This window comes from Acidovorax sp. SDU_ACID1 (assembly GCF_045291395.1).
Lineage (GTDB): Bacteria > Pseudomonadota > Gammaproteobacteria > Burkholderiales > Burkholderiaceae_C > MR-S7.
The window spans coordinates 2394452-2411291 of sequence record NZ_CP152342.1 but is presented as its reverse complement, the minus strand read 5'-3'; the positions used below and the strand labels follow the sequence as shown (position 1 = coordinate 2411291).

The window sequence follows — 16840 nt, the reverse complement described above, 5'->3', positions numbered from 1 at the left end:
CGTCAGCGCTTCTTGACTCGCCGCCGAGCAGGCCTTTGCGCTGCTGGTGTTGGGTTAGGCGTTGTGCTCTTTGGACTTTCCATTGGAGCGTTGGCCGCAGGTATATAGGGGGGGCCGACGAATTCCAACTGCGGCGCTTGCTGTTTGGAGGTGTGTCGGTCTTCGAGAAGGGCAAAAAGGGCAAACCCTCCGGCAATCGACAACGTAATCTTGTTGCCGTTCAGCAGTGCTTCGGTGAACTTTGAAGAAAAGATGGACAGAGTCAACAGGAGCAGGGGAAAAATCGATGCTGCATTCACGAACTCAACGCCCGTATCGCGGCATATGAAGGGGCCCCGCCTGTCTCGGGGGCGGCGCACCCATTGGCGGGTGACCAGCACTAAGGCCATGATGATCGAGCAGATGTCTACCCAGCTCCCATCTACGTAGGTGAGGAGCTTTCCCAGCGCATTTACATACGTGTCTGGGTCACCAAGGGATGCTGATATGGTTGACGCCAATGGCTCACCTTGAGCTCAGAGGACATGGGCGACTTTGGCGTAGATTCCCGCCACTGCACCGAGGACGGCGCCATATGAGCGGATGTCGCCAGGGACATCAACCCAACTCAGAAACGCGCCGGACAAGATCGCGCCCATGAGAGCGCAGCCAGCCACGACGCGAAGAGAGCCGAAAACTTTCTTGTCATTCATGGTGTTGATCCTGAGGTTCTGGGGAAGGCTTTGTAGCTACATGTTGCTACAAAGTGTGATTAGTTTACACGAGCCGCAATAAGCCACGTACCAAGCCTGTCAACCTCGCTGAGCAAAGGAGCCTAGTTCTATGACGCGCTGGCACGCAAACGAATTTGATTTTTACCCTGAGCAGTCTTTCTGCCCGCGCCCCGGCGGCGGGATGACGCTGGAGGGTGGCAAGGGCGGCAACAGCGCCCCCGCGCCCGATCCGCGCCTGGTGGAGGCGCAGATCCGCTCGATGGGCATTCAGGACAACGCCATCCAGCGCATCCTGGCCAACTCCGAATCCATGGCGCCGCTCCAGCAGGAGCAGATGCAGTTCGCCCTGGATTCCGCCCGGGAGGCGTATGCGGATTCCCGGGATGACCGGGCGTGGATGACCGCGCGGCGCGGCGTTCTCAGCGGCCTGCAGGATCGGCTTGTGGCGGATGCCAACGCCTTCGACAGCGGCGAACGGGCCCAGCAGCTCAAGGCCGAAGCGCAGGCGGATGTGAACTCCGCCTTCAGCAACGCGCGTGAGCAGGGGACACGGGCGATGGCGCGCATGGGCATCAATCCGAATTCCGGCAAGACCCTGGCGATGAACAACCAAACGTCGCTGGCCCAGGCATCGGCGCTGGCCGGCGCGAGCCGGCAGGCGAACACACAGGCGCGCCAGGAGGGGTATGCGCTGACCGACCGGGCGACCAACGCACTGGCAGGCTACCCGGCAATGGGGATGCAGGCTACCGGAGCCGGGGCGGGATATGGATCGTCGGCTCAGATGATCGCCAACAACGGGCTGGCAGGGCTGAATTCGGGATTCGGCGCCGCCGGCGGGCTTGCCGGGCAGATGGGCAGCAACGCCACCAGCATGTGGGGGGCGCAGGCGAACTACCACGCCAACATGCAGCAGCAGGGCGAATCCTTCGGCGGCATCCTGGGCGGACTCGGCGGCTTCGCCGCGGGCATGGCCAAGACCGGGATTTTTGCCCCTTCTGACCGCCGGCTGAAGTGCGACATCGAGCCTGTTGGCACCGATGAGCGCACGGGCTTGGCCCTGTACGAGTTCAGCTACCGCGACGACGCGCAGGGCCGGCGCTACCGCGGCGTGATGGCGGATGAGGTGCAGAAGGTGCACCCCGACGCGGTAGCGGTGGACGAGTCGGGCTACATGAGCGTGGACTACGCCCGCCTGGGCATCGACTTCAAGGAGGTAGCGTGATGCGCCGTGGACGTTCTTCTGTTTCCGATTTCCTCACGAACTTCAACGCGGCCTTCGACACCGTCAACAAGGTGGGGCGCGAGATCGAAACCAGCCGGATAGCGAGTGCCAAACCGGAAGAATCGACGGGCTTCACTGCGCAGCAAGGGCAGGAACTGGAGAGCCTGGCCAAGAACGGGTTCGACAACATCACGTTCGATGACGCCAGCAAGTCCTACGTGGCGAAGAACGCCGCGGGCGACACCAAGACGGTGGCCATGCAGGGTGTGACGGACTTCATGGGAGCCCGCCATGCGGGGCAGGGCCAACCGGTGGTGGACAACGCGCGGATGCAGGCCTACGCCAACGCGATGGAAAAGTATGGCGACCCCGAGGCTGGCATGAAGATGCGCAATGCTGCGAACATCCAGGCCTTCCAGGCCAAGCAGCAGGCGCGCACGCAGAAGGCATGGGCACGCGAGGACGGCATCGAGGCGCTGGACAAGCAGCTCGGAGAGGATTTCGAGAAGGGGCTGATGGGCACGGACGGCCAGCGTCGCACGCCCACGTTCTCCGACTTCCTGGGCAACCAGGAGAAGCGGGCCTTCATGCTGGCCCAGGGCGGCTACGGCAAGGAAGCGCAGGAGGCGGCCCAGAAGGCGCTGGCCACCAGCTACTCCAAGGCGCAGCTCGAAACCGAGGAGCGACGGCAGGCCCTGGGCCCGGCCGTCGCTGCGTTCGCGGCGGGCAACTACGCGCCGACCATCGACTACCTGAACCGTTTCGCCCTGGGCGGCGCATCGAGGATCACCGGCATCGAGCGCGGCCAGGACGGCGCCATTGTTATGAACATGGTAGGCGTGGACGGCAAGCCGCTGCCGCCTGTGCAAACCACCGCCGACCAGGCGGATGCCATGCTGCGCTCCACCGTGGACCCCTCGGCGGTCTACAAGCTGAACCACGACAACTTCCAGCGGCAGTTGCAGGTGAACCAGGACCGCCGAGCAGACAACGCCGACCGCCGGGGCGACCGGGCGGATGCGCGCGCGGCCGCTGCGGATGGCCGGGCCGCAGCAAACCATGCGCAAGCACGGGCGGATAGGCAGGAACTGCGTCAGGTGCGGGGCGGGCTGGCGCGCGAGGCTGATCCAAACATTTCCGCCGAGAAGCTACGCGCCATCGAGTTGGGAGTTCTGCCGGCTCCTGGAGCCGGCGTGAGCCGCGAGGAGCGGATGCGCTACACCAGCCTGCTCGGCGAAACCAGCCGCCGGATCACCGACGCACAGAAGACGCTCTCCGCTCTTCAAAAAGACTTCGCGTATTCCTCTGCCAAGCCGGGCAGTCCGCAGCACGCCGAGTTGCAGGGGCTGCGCGACACCATCGCCGCGCTGTCCGAGGAGCGCAAGACGTACCAGAGCATGTTGGCGGGGTCTCAGGGGCCGGCAAAGTCGGCGCCGGCCGCGGTCAGGGGCGGGGTGGTGCATGCGCTGCCCGAAGGGGCCAAGCAGATCGGCACCGCTGGCGGACGGCCGGTGTACGAGTTGCCTGGCGGGAGGCGCGTGGTGGAAGAAGTTCCAGTGCGACGGTAAAACGGTGGGTGGGCCAACCGCCTACGGCTTCCAGCCGAACAAGCTTGCAATTGATGTCACCACGAGCATGCCGGCAAACGCTGCCCAGGAAATGACAGCGCGATATCCCATGTCGCCTCCGCCCTTTGCTGTCATGCCGCGGAAGAGGTTGTACAGCAATAGTGCGAGAAGAGCGATGAGCAACGCTCCGACGATGAGGTCTAGCACGAGGCTCTCCGCGCCCCATACCTGAACAGCCAAGCCACGAGCACCAGAACGGCAGCGATCACGAGGTCGAGGTGCTTGGGGTTCATGGGGCTTTCGTTCCGATCCAAGACTCTAGCACCTCACCCCAGCGAGAGGATGAAGGCTCCTCCGGTCACGGCATAGAACACCACGCCGACGAGCAACTGCCCGGTGTCGGTGATGAACCGCTGGCCGTTCGCCTGGTAGCTGAGCAGGCCAGATGGGCGTGGCGCAGTGCGCGTGCTGGGCTCATCGCAGCGCCAACGCCCATTTGAGGCCAGCGGGATCAGCACTCGGGCTGTGCCGAGGATGATGCGCTCAAGTATCTCGAAGGCTGCGTGGGCAAGGGCTTCCATGCTGGCTCACCTGGCTGCAGCAAGCAGGGCGGCGAGGGCAAGGGTGGCGCGCATGGGAGGAATGTAGCAGGACATCGCTCGCAGGAGCGGGTTGGCCTCAATCGCTATGAAAATAATAGCATTTATGCAAGTTTTGCTGCTAATCCGAAGCGTTCGTGGGCAATCTGTAAAGCCGCTTGATAGGCCGGCATCTGGCATGATATGGGGTATTGTGAGATACTGTTGTTTTATACAGTGGAGCAGCAAGCATGCTTGATACGCATCCTGACCGGCCGTCTTCGGCGGCTCCCGATGCCGGTCATCATGATTGGAGCCTGATCTTCAAATCAAAGCCCGTGGATGTACACACGGAGCTTGGGGCATACGAACACCTATGGTTGCAAAACAAGACCACGGTGAAGCGTATGGCGGAGCTATTCAGCGAGCATCCGGATGCGTTGCCATCTGATCTTGTTGACCTAGATGTCGCAGTAGAGACTGCCAAGCGTGTGGTGGCCCTTTTCCTTGCCAAAGGCTTGGAAGACTTCGGCGTTCGTGTGCACGGGGCTGATGAGTACCCAGACAGCCTGCGGGATGCGGTCGAGCCCATTGAAGTGTTGTACTACCAAGGCAACTGGGATCTCGTTGAGTCTCCGAAGCGCGTTGCTGTGGTAGGAACTCGTGGCGTGTCAACCGAAGGCGCAGCGCGGACTCGCAAGCTTGTTCGTGCTTTGGTGGACCATGATTTCACGGTGGTATCTGGTCTTGCCAAAGGTGTGGACACTATTGCTCATACGACAGCAATTGAATCTGGCGGAAGAACTATTGCCGTCATTGGAACGCCTATTGGAGAGTTTTATCCCAGGGAAAATGAGGAGTTGCAGCGTAAAATAGCTGCCGATTACTTGCTCATCAGTCAGGTGCCTTTGCTGAGATATATGCAGCAGGATTATAGGATGAACCGGTTTTTCTTCCCGGAGAGAAATAAAACAATGTCCGCATTGACAAATGCGACCATCATTGTTGAGGCGGGAGAAACATCTGGCACGCTGATCCAGGCAACGGCAGCCCTAAAGCAAAAGCGTAAGCTTTTCATATTGGAGAGCAATTTCCACAACCCCAACATTACGTGGCCATCCAAGTTTGAAAACCTTGGTGCTATTCGTGTTCGAAATTTCGACGACATTCTGGCAAATCTATAGTGGGTATGCGCTTGCAAATCGTTGGTGAAATTGAGAGGCGGCAGCATTACTATCTGACTGCAGAGCATAGGTGTTACTTCTTTGGTGAATATACCCCTCATGAATACACTAATGGTGCTAGGGCTGCATACTCCGAGACGAATCAGCATATCGGCAATTTAAAAAAGCCTCCTTCTCGTAGAGGCCAGACTGACTGGCCCTATAAGGGTAAGGCTATACGACTGGCGGGGCAGCGTCTTTATGATGCAATAAAATGGGATGCTCCAGGCATGAGGTTGGCAACCTTTGTGCCAGTTCCTCCATCTAAAACAAGGCAGGATGCGAATTATGATGACAGAATTTTGCAAATTCTGAATAATCTCAATGGGCACCTTCCTTTTGATTTGGATATCCGTGATATGCTAATTTCGGATGGCAGTTTAAGAGCGAGCCATGAAAATTTTGAGAGAGCTGCGCCTGCGGATATTCGTAGATCATTAGTGTTGAATGCGGAACTTGCGCGGAAAGCACCTAATCCAAAATCTATTTTTCTTGTGGATGATGTTTTAACTACAGGCGCTCATTTTGTTGGGATATCAGATCTATTGTCTGAGAGCTTTCCTGGTGTACCTGTCATTGGTATTTTTATGGCTAGGACGGTGAGGCCAGTTGTGGAAAATTTCTCACTTGATGGTTTTTCTATTGAGTGAGGGATGCTGATGGCCCGCTCCGGCGGGCTTTTTCACGTCTAGCTCCTCTGCTAGAGTCTCCTCAGGAGGGAACCACATGCGACTCACGCTCTGTAGCCTTGCGCTCGCCTTGGCGAGCATGGCTCCGATCGCCCAAGCGGCTTGCTACACCGTCTATGGCAAAGACGGGAGCATGATCTACCGCGATCAGGTGACGCCCGTCGATCTTGGCCGCCCTGTTGGAGACGCTGTGCCCGAACGTTTCGGAACGGGGGCCTCGATGGTCTTCAGCGCGACAGATCTGGACTGCTTGCCCTTCGCGGCTGCTGGCGTCCAGGCGCCTCCGACTGCATCGCAAGCGGCCGAGATGGTGGCGAGCGCTTATGAAGCGAACATCCTCGCATCGCTCAACGACGCCCCGCCAGCGCTTGCAGGCCTGCCAGGAGGCTACGGCACTTCGTCTCTCAGCGGAGGAGGGTACCGTGGTGCGCAGGGGCCGATCCAGACGGGGCCGCGCGGCGGGCGGTTCTACATCAACTCCGGCGGCAACAAGACCTATGTGAAACGCCGGTAGAGCAAGGCACTGCTCCTTCTGTCCCACGTTAGTGGATGTAACATGGGTACAACCTTTGGAGGGAGCATGAAAACAATACCGGTTTTGCTGATTGCATTTGCGTCACTTGCTGGCGGGTGTGCAGCGCCAGTTTCTCGAACGAGCTACTACACCCCTGAGCCTGCCGCGGCCGCAGGCCCTTCGGTGACCGTGCTGAGAGCAGATCTCGACGTATCCCGCAAGCAGCTCCAAGGTCTACAGGACCGCCTAGGACGGACTTATTCCCCCACGGAGGGAGAGATTCTGCGTGCGGAGATTGATGCGCTCAAAAAGCGCATTGAGGAACTGGAAGCGCAGCTTGCGCAAGAGCCTTCGCAGATCTCCCCGAGCTATCAAGCAACACCGGGGCGGAACTATGGAACCTCTCCCGTGTACACGGGGCCAAGAGGTGGACGCTACACCATCACTCCTTCTGGGAAGAAGAGCTACATCCGTCGTAAGTAGCGGATGGAGGTGGATAGTTGACACGGTAACCTCCGGTTTTTAGGCATCGCGCTTCGAGGATGACTCAACAAGAAGCCCGCCCCGTGCGGGCTTCGTCGTATCTGGGGCGTACCAAGCCTGCCACGCTCCTCCAGCTACAGGAGCGCGAAGCAATGGCATACGAAGATTTCACGGGCGAGCTGGACGCTCCGAGCGGCGGCTACATCGAGTTCACGGGCAAATTGGATACAGACGCCCCCAACGCGCGCCGCGATGTGCCTGACGCCACAGTAGGCAGCGTGGCGCGCGACATTGCCGCTGGCGCGCTGCAGATCGGCCCCACTGCGATCAAGGGTGTAGCTGACATCGCGCGGCTGGCCACGGGCGACCGCGTGGGCAAGGACACTTCCGAGTATCTGGAGCGCGGCATGGGCGCCATCCGCGACATGGTGGGGTCCGAGCGCGCCGCGGCCCAGCGCGAGAACTTCCAGCGCGACATGGCCGACGACGAGGTCGGCATTGGCGAGGCGCTGATGCGCAACAAGGGCGCCCTGGCCGACCAGATCCTGCCCACGGTGGGCAGCATGTTCCTGCCGGTGGGTGTTGCCGGAGCGGCCGGAAAGGCGGCCACTGTCACCAAGGCGGCGAAGGCCTTGGATGCAGCGGCGCTCGCGGCGCGCGTGGCGCAGGTGCAAAAGGCCGCAGGCATAGGCGCGACGGCGGCGCAGAACGCGGCCAGCACCTTCGCAGAGCTGGTGGACAAGGGCGTGCCCATGGAGGATGCCTACCTGGGCGCGGGCATCACCGTGCCGTTCTCGCTGGTGGCCGGCGCGCTGACCGGCGGCGGCGCCGAGGTGGCCGCCGCCCGCGCGCTGACGGGCTCTGGGGCAGCCAAGATGGGCGCGCGCCAGCTCGGCAAGGCGGCGGGGCAGGAAGGCGCCCAGGAAATGGGCGAAGAGCTGGGCCAGATCGCGGGTGAGGCGGTAGCTACCGGCGAGACGCCGAGCGCCGTGGGCGCTGGCAAGCAACTGGCCGTGGCCGGCACGCTGGGCGCCGTGATGGGCGGCGGCGTGGACGTGGCAACGCAGGTCGGGCAGCGCGCGCAGCCAGGCGCTGCGCCCGGTCAGCCTGCACCGGAAAATGAAGAGAATCCCTCTCCAGCGCTTGAAAAGCAAGCGTCGGACGCTAGCAATTCCGGAGCGGATGAGGCGGCGCGCGCCCGCCAGCCTGACGGCGCGCCTGCGGCGATGGACGACGCCACCGCCGCCACGCGCCTGGCCGAGTTGGAGGTGATCGACAGCACCACGGGGCTGAACCCGGAGCAGCAGGCCGAGCGCGAGGCACTGGCGCAGCGCGCGGAAGCACAGGCGGCGCGCGAGGCAGAGCTGGAGGCCATCGGGGCGCCTGCAGAATCCCAAGAAAATCCCCATCCAGCGCTTGACCATCAAGCGCTGGATGCTAGCAATTCAGGAGCAGAGGCGGCGGCGCCGGCTTTCAACCCTGCAACCGTCCAGGCCAAGACCTTCCCCCAATTCCAACTCGAACGGGGCTTCAAGCCCTCCGAGATGCGCCGCGGCACGCCGGAGTGGGACGCACTCCTGGCCGAATGGGCCGCCGTCAAGACGGCGCGCGCAGGCACGAACCCCGAGGGCACGGGCGCGGTGGGCGCGCCGACGCCGGAGATCCAGAACCGCGACCGCAGCCGCCCGGCCAGTGTGGTGCAGATGCAGGGCATGGCCCAGAACCCCGACTACATGCGGCTGGGCGTCTCGCGCTCGCCCGAGTCGGGCGCGCCCATGGTGTTCGCCGTGGGCGACCAGGCGCATGCGGCGCAGGCCCTGGGCCGGGGCGACACGGCGGTGATGAGCGACGGCCAGCGCGTGCCGTTCCAGTACGCGGTGATGGAGGCCGCGGATGTGCAGCCGTCCAACTTCGCGGATGGCTCGGTGAACCCGCTGTTCGACGCGGCGCACCCCGGCACGGTGAAGGCGCTGAACAACGGCCGCACCGCGGGCCTGCGCGCGGCCTACGAGCGCGGCACGGCCGAGGGGTACAAGCAGGAGCTGATGCAGGATGCTGCCATGCACGGCATTGACCCCGAGGTCATCGCCGGCATGCGTGCGCCCGTGCTCGTGCGGCTGTACTCGGAGCGTGAGAACCAGACCAACATGGGCGCCAAGAGCCAGAGCCAGGCGCTTGGGCTGTCGGCGGCCGAGCAGGCGGCCACCGATGCCGCGCTGGTGGATGCGGGCGTGCTGGAGGTGTTCGAGGCGGGCGGGCTGGACAGCGCCAGCAACCGCGATTTCGCGCGGGCGTTCATCGGCAAGCTGCAGGCCGAGGGCCAGGACGTGGCCGGCATGATGGATGCCGGCGGCGCGCTGTCGCCGGCCGGCGTCACGCGGCTGCAGGCGGCCCTGGTGCACAAGGCCTACGGCGACGGCGACCTCGTGGAGTCGATGTTCGGCAGCACGGACAACGACATCCGCGCCATTGGCGAAGCGCTCAAGGAGGTGGCCGGCGAGTGGGCCAACCTGCGCGCGGCGGCCGAGGCCGGCGCGGTGAACCCGCAGGTGGATGTGACGGGCAACCTGCTGCAGGCCATCCGCATGGTGCAGAAGGCCCGGCGCGAGCGCGCATCGCTCTACGACGCGATCCAGCAGGTGGACATGGTGACGGGCGACGTGCCCGACCCGCTGACCATCGGCATGCTGCGCCTGCTGTACACCGGCCACTACATGACCCGGCCGGCCGGGCGTGATCGCCTCATCGAATCCCTGCGCCAGTACCTGGGCGCTGCCCTGGCCACGCGCGCCGAGGGTGATATGTTCGGCGAGCAGGTAGGGCCTGACGCCATTCTTGCCGCCTTGAGCGGCCAACCCGCACCTTCCACGAACCATGACCAACCCCGCACAGAGCCAGTCCGCCAACCCGACCCCGCGCAAGGCAGCGGACAACCCGCTGGCGGCGACCCTGCTGGCGGCGGTGTTGATGGACCAGGGGGGCAAGAGCGGGGACAAGGCGCAGATCGCGCAGGCCAAGCAGCTGCTGACGCTGGCGGACGCGGCCAAGGGCAAGATGCCCACGATCCCGTCCGACAGCAAGATGGCCAAGGCGATCAAGGAGCTGGCGAAGACGGGCGTGGTGAAGTAGCGCTCCGCGGCGATGAACTGGGCCCGGGGCTTGCTGGTCGGGCTCTGCGGGAAGCCGCGAAGGATTTTGCACGCACACGGCTGGCTGATACCACTGCGCACAATCTGGAAACGAACCAGGATATTGCGTTGCCATGGCAGGGGCTCAAGCATGCGATCTCGAATGCCAACGACCCTGAGCTGAGGCTGATTGCAGCCCTGCCTGAGTTGCTGAGGGTGGCTCGCTTGCAGCAGAGTCTGCCTGACAAGGCAGGGCGCCCGGACATCGTGGCGGCGCATCGCTTTGTCGTGAAGGCCCGCCTGGGCGATGAGACGCTGGATGTCGGCATCGTCGTGCGCGAGCACCGGGACGGGCATCGTTTCTACGATCATTTCATCGTCGGAAACAAAAACCCCACCGGTATCTCTGAGGCCACTACTGGAGCAAACCAGCAGTTGGGCGTTCAGCCTGCGGTGGGGTCGGCGCCAATTCTAACGCAAGGCGGCCCGGCGCTCCAGAGCTACACCGCCGAGGAGGTTGCCGCGCGCGAGGTCGCGCAGAACCAGGCCGAGCAGCAGCGCGTGCGCGAAGAGCGCGACGCCGAGCAGCGCGCCCAGGCGGACGCCGAACGGGACAGCTTCACGCTGACGGGCAGCGACCGCGCCGCAGATGTGGCTGAGGCCCGGGGCCAAGCGCCGATGTTCAGCCGGCGCGACATGGCTGGCCAGACCGAAACGCCTGAGTTCAAGCGCTGGTTCGGCGACAGCAAGGTGGTGGACGAGGACGGCCGGCCGCTGGCCATGTACCACGGCACCAGCGCCAACGAGGACGGCCAAGCCTTCACCATGTTCGACACCTTCGCATCGAACTATGGACTCATGGGGCAGGGCGGCTATTTCACTGCGGACCCGGAAGTGGCCAGCAGCTACACCAGCAAGGGTAAGGGCGCTACGCCCACGGTCTACAAGGTGTATCTGTCGATCAAGAACCCGCTGGACATGGACGCCGAGGCCGATGCACAGGCCTGGCAGAAGCAGTTCCCGGACGCCGCAGACTTTCACGAAGGTGGCATCACGAACGAGAGCTGGTATCGCGCCGCGGAGGAAGCCTTGCGCGATCAGGAATTGCCGATGTGGGAAGGCGCGGAGATCATGCAAGAAGGTCTGCGCGCCATGGGCTTCGACGGCATCACCCATGTGGGCGGTGGCCGCGTGCAGACACACGGCGTGCGGCACCGGGTTTTCATCGCCTTCGAGCCCGAGCAGGTCAAGAGCGCCATCGGCAACAACGGCGACTTCGACCCGGCGAACCCGGATATCCGGTTCAGCTTCGCCGGACAGAACGCGTCCACTGTCGACAAGCTGTCGCTCGCCAGCGCCCAGCGGCGCATCGAGGCAGGCGAGGATGCCGAGGTCGTGCGCAGGGACACGGGCTGGCACCAGGGGGCGGATGGCAAGTGGCGCTTCGAGATCAGCGATAAGCTCGCCCACCTCAAGGGCGCAGGCATCTTTGGCGAGGTGGTTATGCGCCGCCTCGCCGCGTTGGAGCAGGCTGGAGTGCGCCAGCCGGGCGATCCGGTGCGGCTGGGCGACGTGATGTATCACGGTAGCCTGTTTGCCGCCTACCCCAGCCTGAAAGACATCGAGGTCCAGTTCGCCCCACGCGGCACAACTGCAAAGGGGCGCCTGGCGCAGGACGGCAGCTCCACCATCATCCAGGTGCGCGAAGACCTGCCCGGTGACGAGGCGTTGTCGGTGCTGCTGCATGAGGTGCAGCACGGCATCCAGAACATCGAGGGGTTCGCCTCGGGCGGCTCCCCCGATGCGTGGATGATCGGCCAGCTCAATCCAAAAACGCGAGAGGCATACGAACGCGCGCTCGACGCGCTACCGGATGATGCAACGGAAGCCGAAGTTAAAGCGCTCGCAAGGGACGTTTATCGCCGCCTGGCCGGCGAAGTCGAAGCTCGCAACACCCAGGCCCGCCAGGCGCTGACCGACGAGCAGCGCCGTGCCACGCCGCCCAGCAGCACGGCGGATGTGGCCGACGCTGACGTGATCGTGACCTTCAACGGCAAGGAGATGGCCAGCGCGCCACCGCCCGCGAATGTGACCGATGACTTCGACGTGCAGGGACTGCAGCAGGCCATGGGGGAAGGCGATGCCGCGGCCGAGCAGGCGGTAGCTCAGGCCCAGGCCCGGGCCGACGCCATCACTGCGGGCTGGGCCAGGAAGCCCGACGTGCAGGTGGTGTTCGACCTGTCGGACCCGAGGGTGCCCGCCGGGGTGCGCTCGGACGCGTGGGCCAAGAAGGCCCAGGGCGCCAGCGGCGAGCCGGCGGGTTTCTTTTACGGCGGCAAGGTGTACCTGCTGGCCAGCCAGTTGCCGACCGAGGCGGAACTGCGCCGCGTGCTGTTCCACGAGGCGCTGGGCCACTACGGCCTGCGCGCCCTGTACGGCAAGGCGCTGGATGGGATCTTGCAGCAGATCGTTGAGGTGCGCGCGAAGGAGGTGCGCAGCAAGGCCGAGCAGTACGGACTGGACTGGAGCAGCCGCGAGGATCGGCTGGTGGCCGCCGAGGAGGTGCTGGCCGAGATGGCGGAAAAGTCGCCCCAGCTCGGGTTCGTGCGCCGGGCAGTGGCTGCCATGCGCTCCTTCCTGCGCCAGAACGTGCCAGGGTTCAAGGGCCTGCGCGTGAGCGACGCCGAGATCATCCGCGACTACCTCCTGCCGGCGCGCGGCTGGGTGGAGCGCGGGGCGCGGGAGGCGGCCGACACCGAGCAGCGCGGCCGGCGGCCGGCGTTTCAGCCAGCGTTCAGCTGGCAGGAGGATGCCGGGCGCAAGGCCCTGGCGGAATTCTCCAAGGCCGACGATCTGTTTGCCCTGCCGAAGTCGGACAAGGACACGGTAGAGGGGATTGCGGCGGACAACGACCCGCAGATCAAGGTGGGCAAGCCCAAGAGCGTGGCGGGCCGCGTGGAATACACGCTGACCATGCCCGACAACTCGGAGGCCACGTTGTCCGTGCGCGATCCCAATCCTTGGGGCGGGGAGCAGGTGTACGACACCATTTATTCGGATGAGGGAATGGAGCTGGTTCCGGGGCGGCCTGGCGAGAACCCCGAGGATGTTCCACCTACTGGGGACGTGTGGATCAATGTATCGAACTTGAAGACAGGTGACGACGGTGGCGCCAAGGTGTACAACATCGCTGCCACCTACGCCCACAACACGGGGCGCATCTTCATTGGCGATCCACACGGGCTGAGCAAGGTGGCGTTGCGCCGCCGCCTGGAGCAGATGATCTCCAGCGCGCTCAAGTTCGGCACCACGGCGCATCTGGCACCCCATCCCGACCAGACGCGCGGCGGTCATGGCGTGCCGCCGCTGCGCTGGGTGTACGGTGATGACGTGGGCAACGTCGAGCGGATGATTGCCGCCAGCGTGAAGGGGCTAGATAATGCCTTCCCGACCTCCAACAAAATCGCATATGACCCCGACCAAGGTTTCTACCGTACCGACACCGGAAGACCTCTGGCTCGTGGACAACTGGATATCGTTCTCAGACGAGCCGCCTCCACCCATCGAGTGGGTCATGGCGCAGAGGGAGCGGGACAAGCAGGTTGGCGAACTATTGCGCGAGCTAGCCTTTTTCGTTACCTCCAATCCCAATCCGCCCTTGGAAGCACAGGGGTTCGAGAGCGTGGAAGCGTATTGGACCTGGCGAGCGCGGAACGCGCCAGGCTACGAAGTGACGGATCTGCAGGCCCGATTGGCTCGCCTGAAGAACGAAAAACTCGCATCTTCTACGCCCGCAAGCCTGCCGGCGGCGTAAATCCCAGCGGCCAGACGCCGCCCCCTTTCCGCAACAAGCTGTCCCAGCTGCAGGACAAGGTGCGCGAGCTGACGGGCTACAACTCCGTCGATGACGCGCTGTACGCCTGGCAGGACAAGTTCATTGACCTGAAGCGCATCCAGGCGCGCATCAAGGCACTGAACGGCGTGGTCAGCGAGACGAACGACGCCTACCGCGGCGAGGAGCTGTATCACAAGCGCGTGGCCAAGCGCACGGCCAACTTCGAGCGCGACGAGGTGGCACCGCTGGTGCGCGCGATGAAGGCGGCCGACGTGGGCAAGGAGGAGCTGGAGCAGTTCCTGCACGCGCGCCACGCGCCCGAGGCCAACCGGGTGATGGCCGAGCGCAACCCTTCGCAGGCGCAGATCGACGCCGAGCGCGCGCGCGCCGACAAGCAGGTGAACGACCTTCGCCTGCAGCTGCAGCGCGCACAGGCACAGGGCACGGCCGCCGTACCCGTGCAGAAGGCGCTGGCGCAGGCCCTGCTGGAAAAGGAACGGTGGGACAGCGCCCAGGCATTCCAGGGTACCGAGGATGAGCGGCTGTCCTTGTCCGGCATGAGCGACGCGCAGGCCCAGGCGATCATGGGCGCGCTGTCGCCCGAGCGCCGCCAGCAGTTCGACGCCCTGGCCGCGCGCGTGGACCGCATCAACGCCGGCACGCTCAAGGTGCTGGAGGACTACGGCCTGATGGAGCGTGCCACGCTGCAGGCCTGGCGCGACACCTACCAGCACTACGTGCCATTGCACCGCGACGAGGCCCACCCGGACAGCAAGGCCCATCCGATCGGGCAAGGCTTCTCGACCAAGGGCGAGGCGGGCAAGAGGCGCACCGGCTCTAACGAGAAGGTGACCAACATCCTGTCGCATGTGCTGATGCAGCGCGAGGCAGCGCTGATGCGCGGCGAGAAGAACAACGTGATGAAGCGCCTGTACCTCCTGGCCGCTCAGAATCCGGATGACAACCTCTGGTCGTTCGACCTACCCAAGAAGAAGGTGGTGGACCCGGACACTGGCTTGGTCAGGACCGTGGTGGACCAACTGGCAAAGACGGAAAAGAACGTATTGAGCGTGCGCATTGGCGGCCATGACAAGCACATCGTGTTCAACCCGCGCAACGACCAAGCCGTGCGGCTCGCGCAGGCCATGAAGAACCTGGACGCGATGGAGCTGGACCGCTTCACGCGCACCATGGGCAAGCTCACGCGATGGTTTGCCGCCGTGAACACACAATACAACCCGGTGTTCGGCGCCGTGAACCTGATCCGGGATACCCAGGGCATGCTGCTGCAGCTTTCCACGACGCCCCTGGCAGGCAAGCAGGCGGAGGTGCTGCGCAACGTGGGAGCGAACCTGCGGGCGATCTACGCCGACCTGCGCGCGCAGCGCAAGGGCGCCGGGCCGGGGCAGGGCGCCTGGGCGCGGCTCTTCGAGCAGATGCAACTGGACGGTGGCACCACCGGCTACCGCGATCTGTACGCAACGCCCGAAGATCGCGCCAAGGCGCTGGAGAAGGAGCTGAAGAAGCTGGATCAGGGCAATGCCCGTGCTGCGGCCCAGGGACTGGTGGACTGGCTGTCTGACTTCAACGAGGCGATGGAGAACACGACGCGCCTGGCCGTCTACAAGGCGGCGCTCGACCAGGGGCTGAGCCGACAGGAGGCAGCCAGCATCGCCAAGAACATCACGGTGAACTTCAACCGTAAGGGCCGCAACACGGCCGTGGCAGGGAGCTGGTTCGCGTTCCTGAATGCGGCGATCCAGGGTAACAAGCGCATGGTGGAAACGCTGGCCGGCCCGGCCGGGCGGCGGGTGATGATCGGCGGCGTGGTGCTGGGGATGTTTTCGGCCGCCGCGGGCATGGCCATGATGGGCGGTGGCGATGGGGCGGATGACGAGTGGAAGAAGATCCCCGAGTTCGTGAAGGAGCGCAGCCTTGTCATCCCGCTGGGCCGCCAGGACTACGTGACGATCCCGATGCCGCTGGGGTTTCACGTCTTCCCCAACATCGGCCGCAAAATGGTGGAGTTCGCCACGCACGACGATCCGGTCAAGAGCCGCGCCGGCTACCTGGCCGACATGGCGCTGATCGCGCTGAACGCCTACAACCCGCTGGGCGGCGCCGACAACCTGATGCAGATGATTACGCCTACGCCGTTTGACCCCGTGGTGGCCGTGGCGACCAACAAGGACTGGACGGGCCGCGCCATCGAGCGCCCGAAGCGCGGCGAGGGTGACATCACGCCCGGCCACGCGCGAGCCAAGGACGCCGCCAGCCAGCCGGCGCGCTTGGTGGCACGCGGCATCAACGCCGCGACGGGTGGCAATGAGTGGAGGGAAGGCGCCTGGAGCCCGACCCCTGACGCCATCGACTACCTGTTCGGGCAACTGTTTGGCGGCGTGGGCCGCGAACTGGTGAAGGCCGGCAAGATGACAGCCGCCGCCGTGACGGGCGAGGAGCTGGCGGCGCACCAGGTCATTTTCGCCGGCCGTTTCTACGGGAATACGCGCGGCACAGCCGGGCAGTCGCAGGCGTACTACGACAACCTCAAGCGCATCAACGGCGACATGGCCGAGGCCAAGGGCCGCGTGGAGCAGGGCGAAGATGCCGACGCCGTGCTGCGCGACGTGCCGCTGGCCATGCTGGACGGGCCGGCCGACAGGGTGGACAGGGAGATTTCCAACCTGGTGAAGATGCGCCGCAAGATTCAGGCTGGCGACGACCCGGACCGGCGGGAGCAGGTCAAGGCGATCAACGGCGAGATTCAGCAGCGCATGTACCTGCTGAACCAGGCCGTGGAGGATGCCCTGGCAAAACGGCGTGAACTACTACCCGTGCAGTAAAATGGATTCGTTTCCCGTCACAGATGGCGGGTGCTAGTTGG

At 64.2% G+C, this 16840-nt stretch carries 11 protein-coding genes; 7 read left to right on the top strand and 4 right to left on the bottom strand.

Annotated elements, in window-relative coordinates; all coding sequences use genetic code 11:
- Positions 1–2: 2 nt before the first annotated feature.
- Both AAG689_RS11820 and AAG689_RS11815 read right to left on the bottom strand, forming a co-directional pair.
- Positions 3–266, bottom strand: a complete 264-nt coding sequence (locus AAG689_RS11820) for a hypothetical protein (RefSeq protein ID WP_406626095.1) — start codon at positions 264–266, stop codon at positions 3–5.
- Between the two features lie 249 nt (positions 267–515).
- Positions 516–692 carry a hypothetical protein gene (locus AAG689_RS11815; RefSeq protein ID WP_406626094.1) on the bottom strand — a complete coding sequence of 59 codons (177 nt, stop codon included), beginning with the start codon at positions 690–692 and terminating at the stop codon, positions 516–518.
- 130 nt (positions 693–822) lie between these two features.
- On the opposite strand from AAG689_RS11815, the gene AAG689_RS11810 reads away from it, so the two are divergent.
- Both AAG689_RS11810 and AAG689_RS11805 read left to right on the top strand, forming a co-directional pair.
- Positions 823–1938, top strand: a complete 1116-nt coding sequence (locus AAG689_RS11810) for a tail fiber domain-containing protein (RefSeq protein ID WP_406626093.1) — start codon at positions 823–825, stop codon at positions 1936–1938.
- Positions 1938–3506: a hypothetical protein gene (locus AAG689_RS11805; protein ID WP_406626092.1), complete on the top strand. Its 1569-nt coding sequence runs from the start codon at positions 1938–1940 to the stop codon at positions 3504–3506. Before AAG689_RS11810 ends, AAG689_RS11805 begins: the two co-directional genes overlap by 1 nt.
- Before the next feature lie 21 nt (positions 3507–3527).
- Here AAG689_RS11805 and AAG689_RS11800 read toward each other — a convergent pair whose 3' ends face one another.
- Positions 3528–3713, bottom strand: coding sequence for a hypothetical protein (locus AAG689_RS11800; protein ID WP_406626091.1), 186 nt, complete (start codon positions 3711–3713; stop codon positions 3528–3530).
- 119 nt (positions 3714–3832) lie between these two features.
- On the bottom strand, positions 3833–4087 hold the full coding sequence (locus AAG689_RS11795) for a hypothetical protein (RefSeq protein WP_406626090.1): 255 nt from the start codon (positions 4085–4087) through the stop codon (positions 3833–3835).
- Positions 4088–4335: 248 nt separating this feature from the next.
- Between AAG689_RS11795 and AAG689_RS11790 the strand changes: the two genes are divergently transcribed.
- The 5 genes from AAG689_RS11790 to AAG689_RS11770 all read left to right on the top strand — a co-directional run bounded on the left by AAG689_RS11790 (position 4336) and on the right by AAG689_RS11770 (position 16799).
- Positions 4336–5268, top strand: coding sequence for a DNA-processing protein DprA (locus AAG689_RS11790; protein WP_406626089.1), 933 nt, complete (start codon positions 4336–4338; stop codon positions 5266–5268).
- A gap of 5 nt (positions 5269–5273) precedes the next feature.
- Positions 5274–5957, top strand: coding sequence for a hypothetical protein (locus AAG689_RS11785; RefSeq protein ID WP_406626088.1), 684 nt, complete (start codon positions 5274–5276; stop codon positions 5955–5957).
- 76 nt (positions 5958–6033) lie between these two features.
- Entirely contained in the window at positions 6034–6510 is a 477-nt protein-coding gene (locus tag AAG689_RS11780; protein ID WP_406626087.1) for a hypothetical protein, read from the top strand.
- 42 nt (positions 6511–6552) lie between these two features.
- Entirely contained in the window at positions 6553–6993 is a 441-nt protein-coding gene (locus AAG689_RS11775; protein ID WP_406626086.1) for a hypothetical protein, read from the top strand.
- Positions 6994–7145: 152 nt separating this feature from the next.
- Positions 7146–16799: an LPD38 domain-containing protein gene (locus AAG689_RS11770; RefSeq protein ID WP_406626085.1), complete on the top strand. Its 9654-nt coding sequence runs from the start codon at positions 7146–7148 to the stop codon at positions 16797–16799.
- Positions 16800–16840: the final 41 nt, after the last annotated feature.

What these genes read in the sequence shown, in the direction of transcription:
- AAG689_RS11770 (WP_406626085.1), top strand. Translation starts at nt 7,146, where the DNA reads ATGGCATACGAAGATTTCACGGGCGAGCTGGACGCTCCGAGCGGCGGC.
- AAG689_RS11790 (WP_406626089.1), top strand. Translation starts at nt 4,336, where the DNA reads ATGCTTGATACGCATCCTGACCGGCCGTCTTCGGCGGCTCCCGATGCC.
- AAG689_RS11780 (WP_406626087.1), top strand. Translation starts at nt 6,034, where the DNA reads ATGCGACTCACGCTCTGTAGCCTTGCGCTCGCCTTGGCGAGCATGGCT.
- AAG689_RS11815 (WP_406626094.1), bottom strand. Translation starts at nt 692, where the DNA reads ATGAATGACAAGAAAGTTTTCGGCTCTCTTCGCGTCGTGGCTGGCTGC.
- AAG689_RS11805 (WP_406626092.1), top strand. Translation starts at nt 1,938, where the DNA reads ATGCGCCGTGGACGTTCTTCTGTTTCCGATTTCCTCACGAACTTCAAC.
- AAG689_RS11795 (WP_406626090.1), bottom strand. Translation starts at nt 4,087, where the DNA reads ATGGAAGCCCTTGCCCACGCAGCCTTCGAGATACTTGAGCGCATCATC.
- AAG689_RS11810 (WP_406626093.1), top strand. Translation starts at nt 823, where the DNA reads ATGACGCGCTGGCACGCAAACGAATTTGATTTTTACCCTGAGCAGTCT.
- AAG689_RS11785 (WP_406626088.1), top strand. Translation starts at nt 5,274, where the DNA reads ATGCGCTTGCAAATCGTTGGTGAAATTGAGAGGCGGCAGCATTACTAT.
- AAG689_RS11775 (WP_406626086.1), top strand. Translation starts at nt 6,553, where the DNA reads ATGGGTACAACCTTTGGAGGGAGCATGAAAACAATACCGGTTTTGCTG.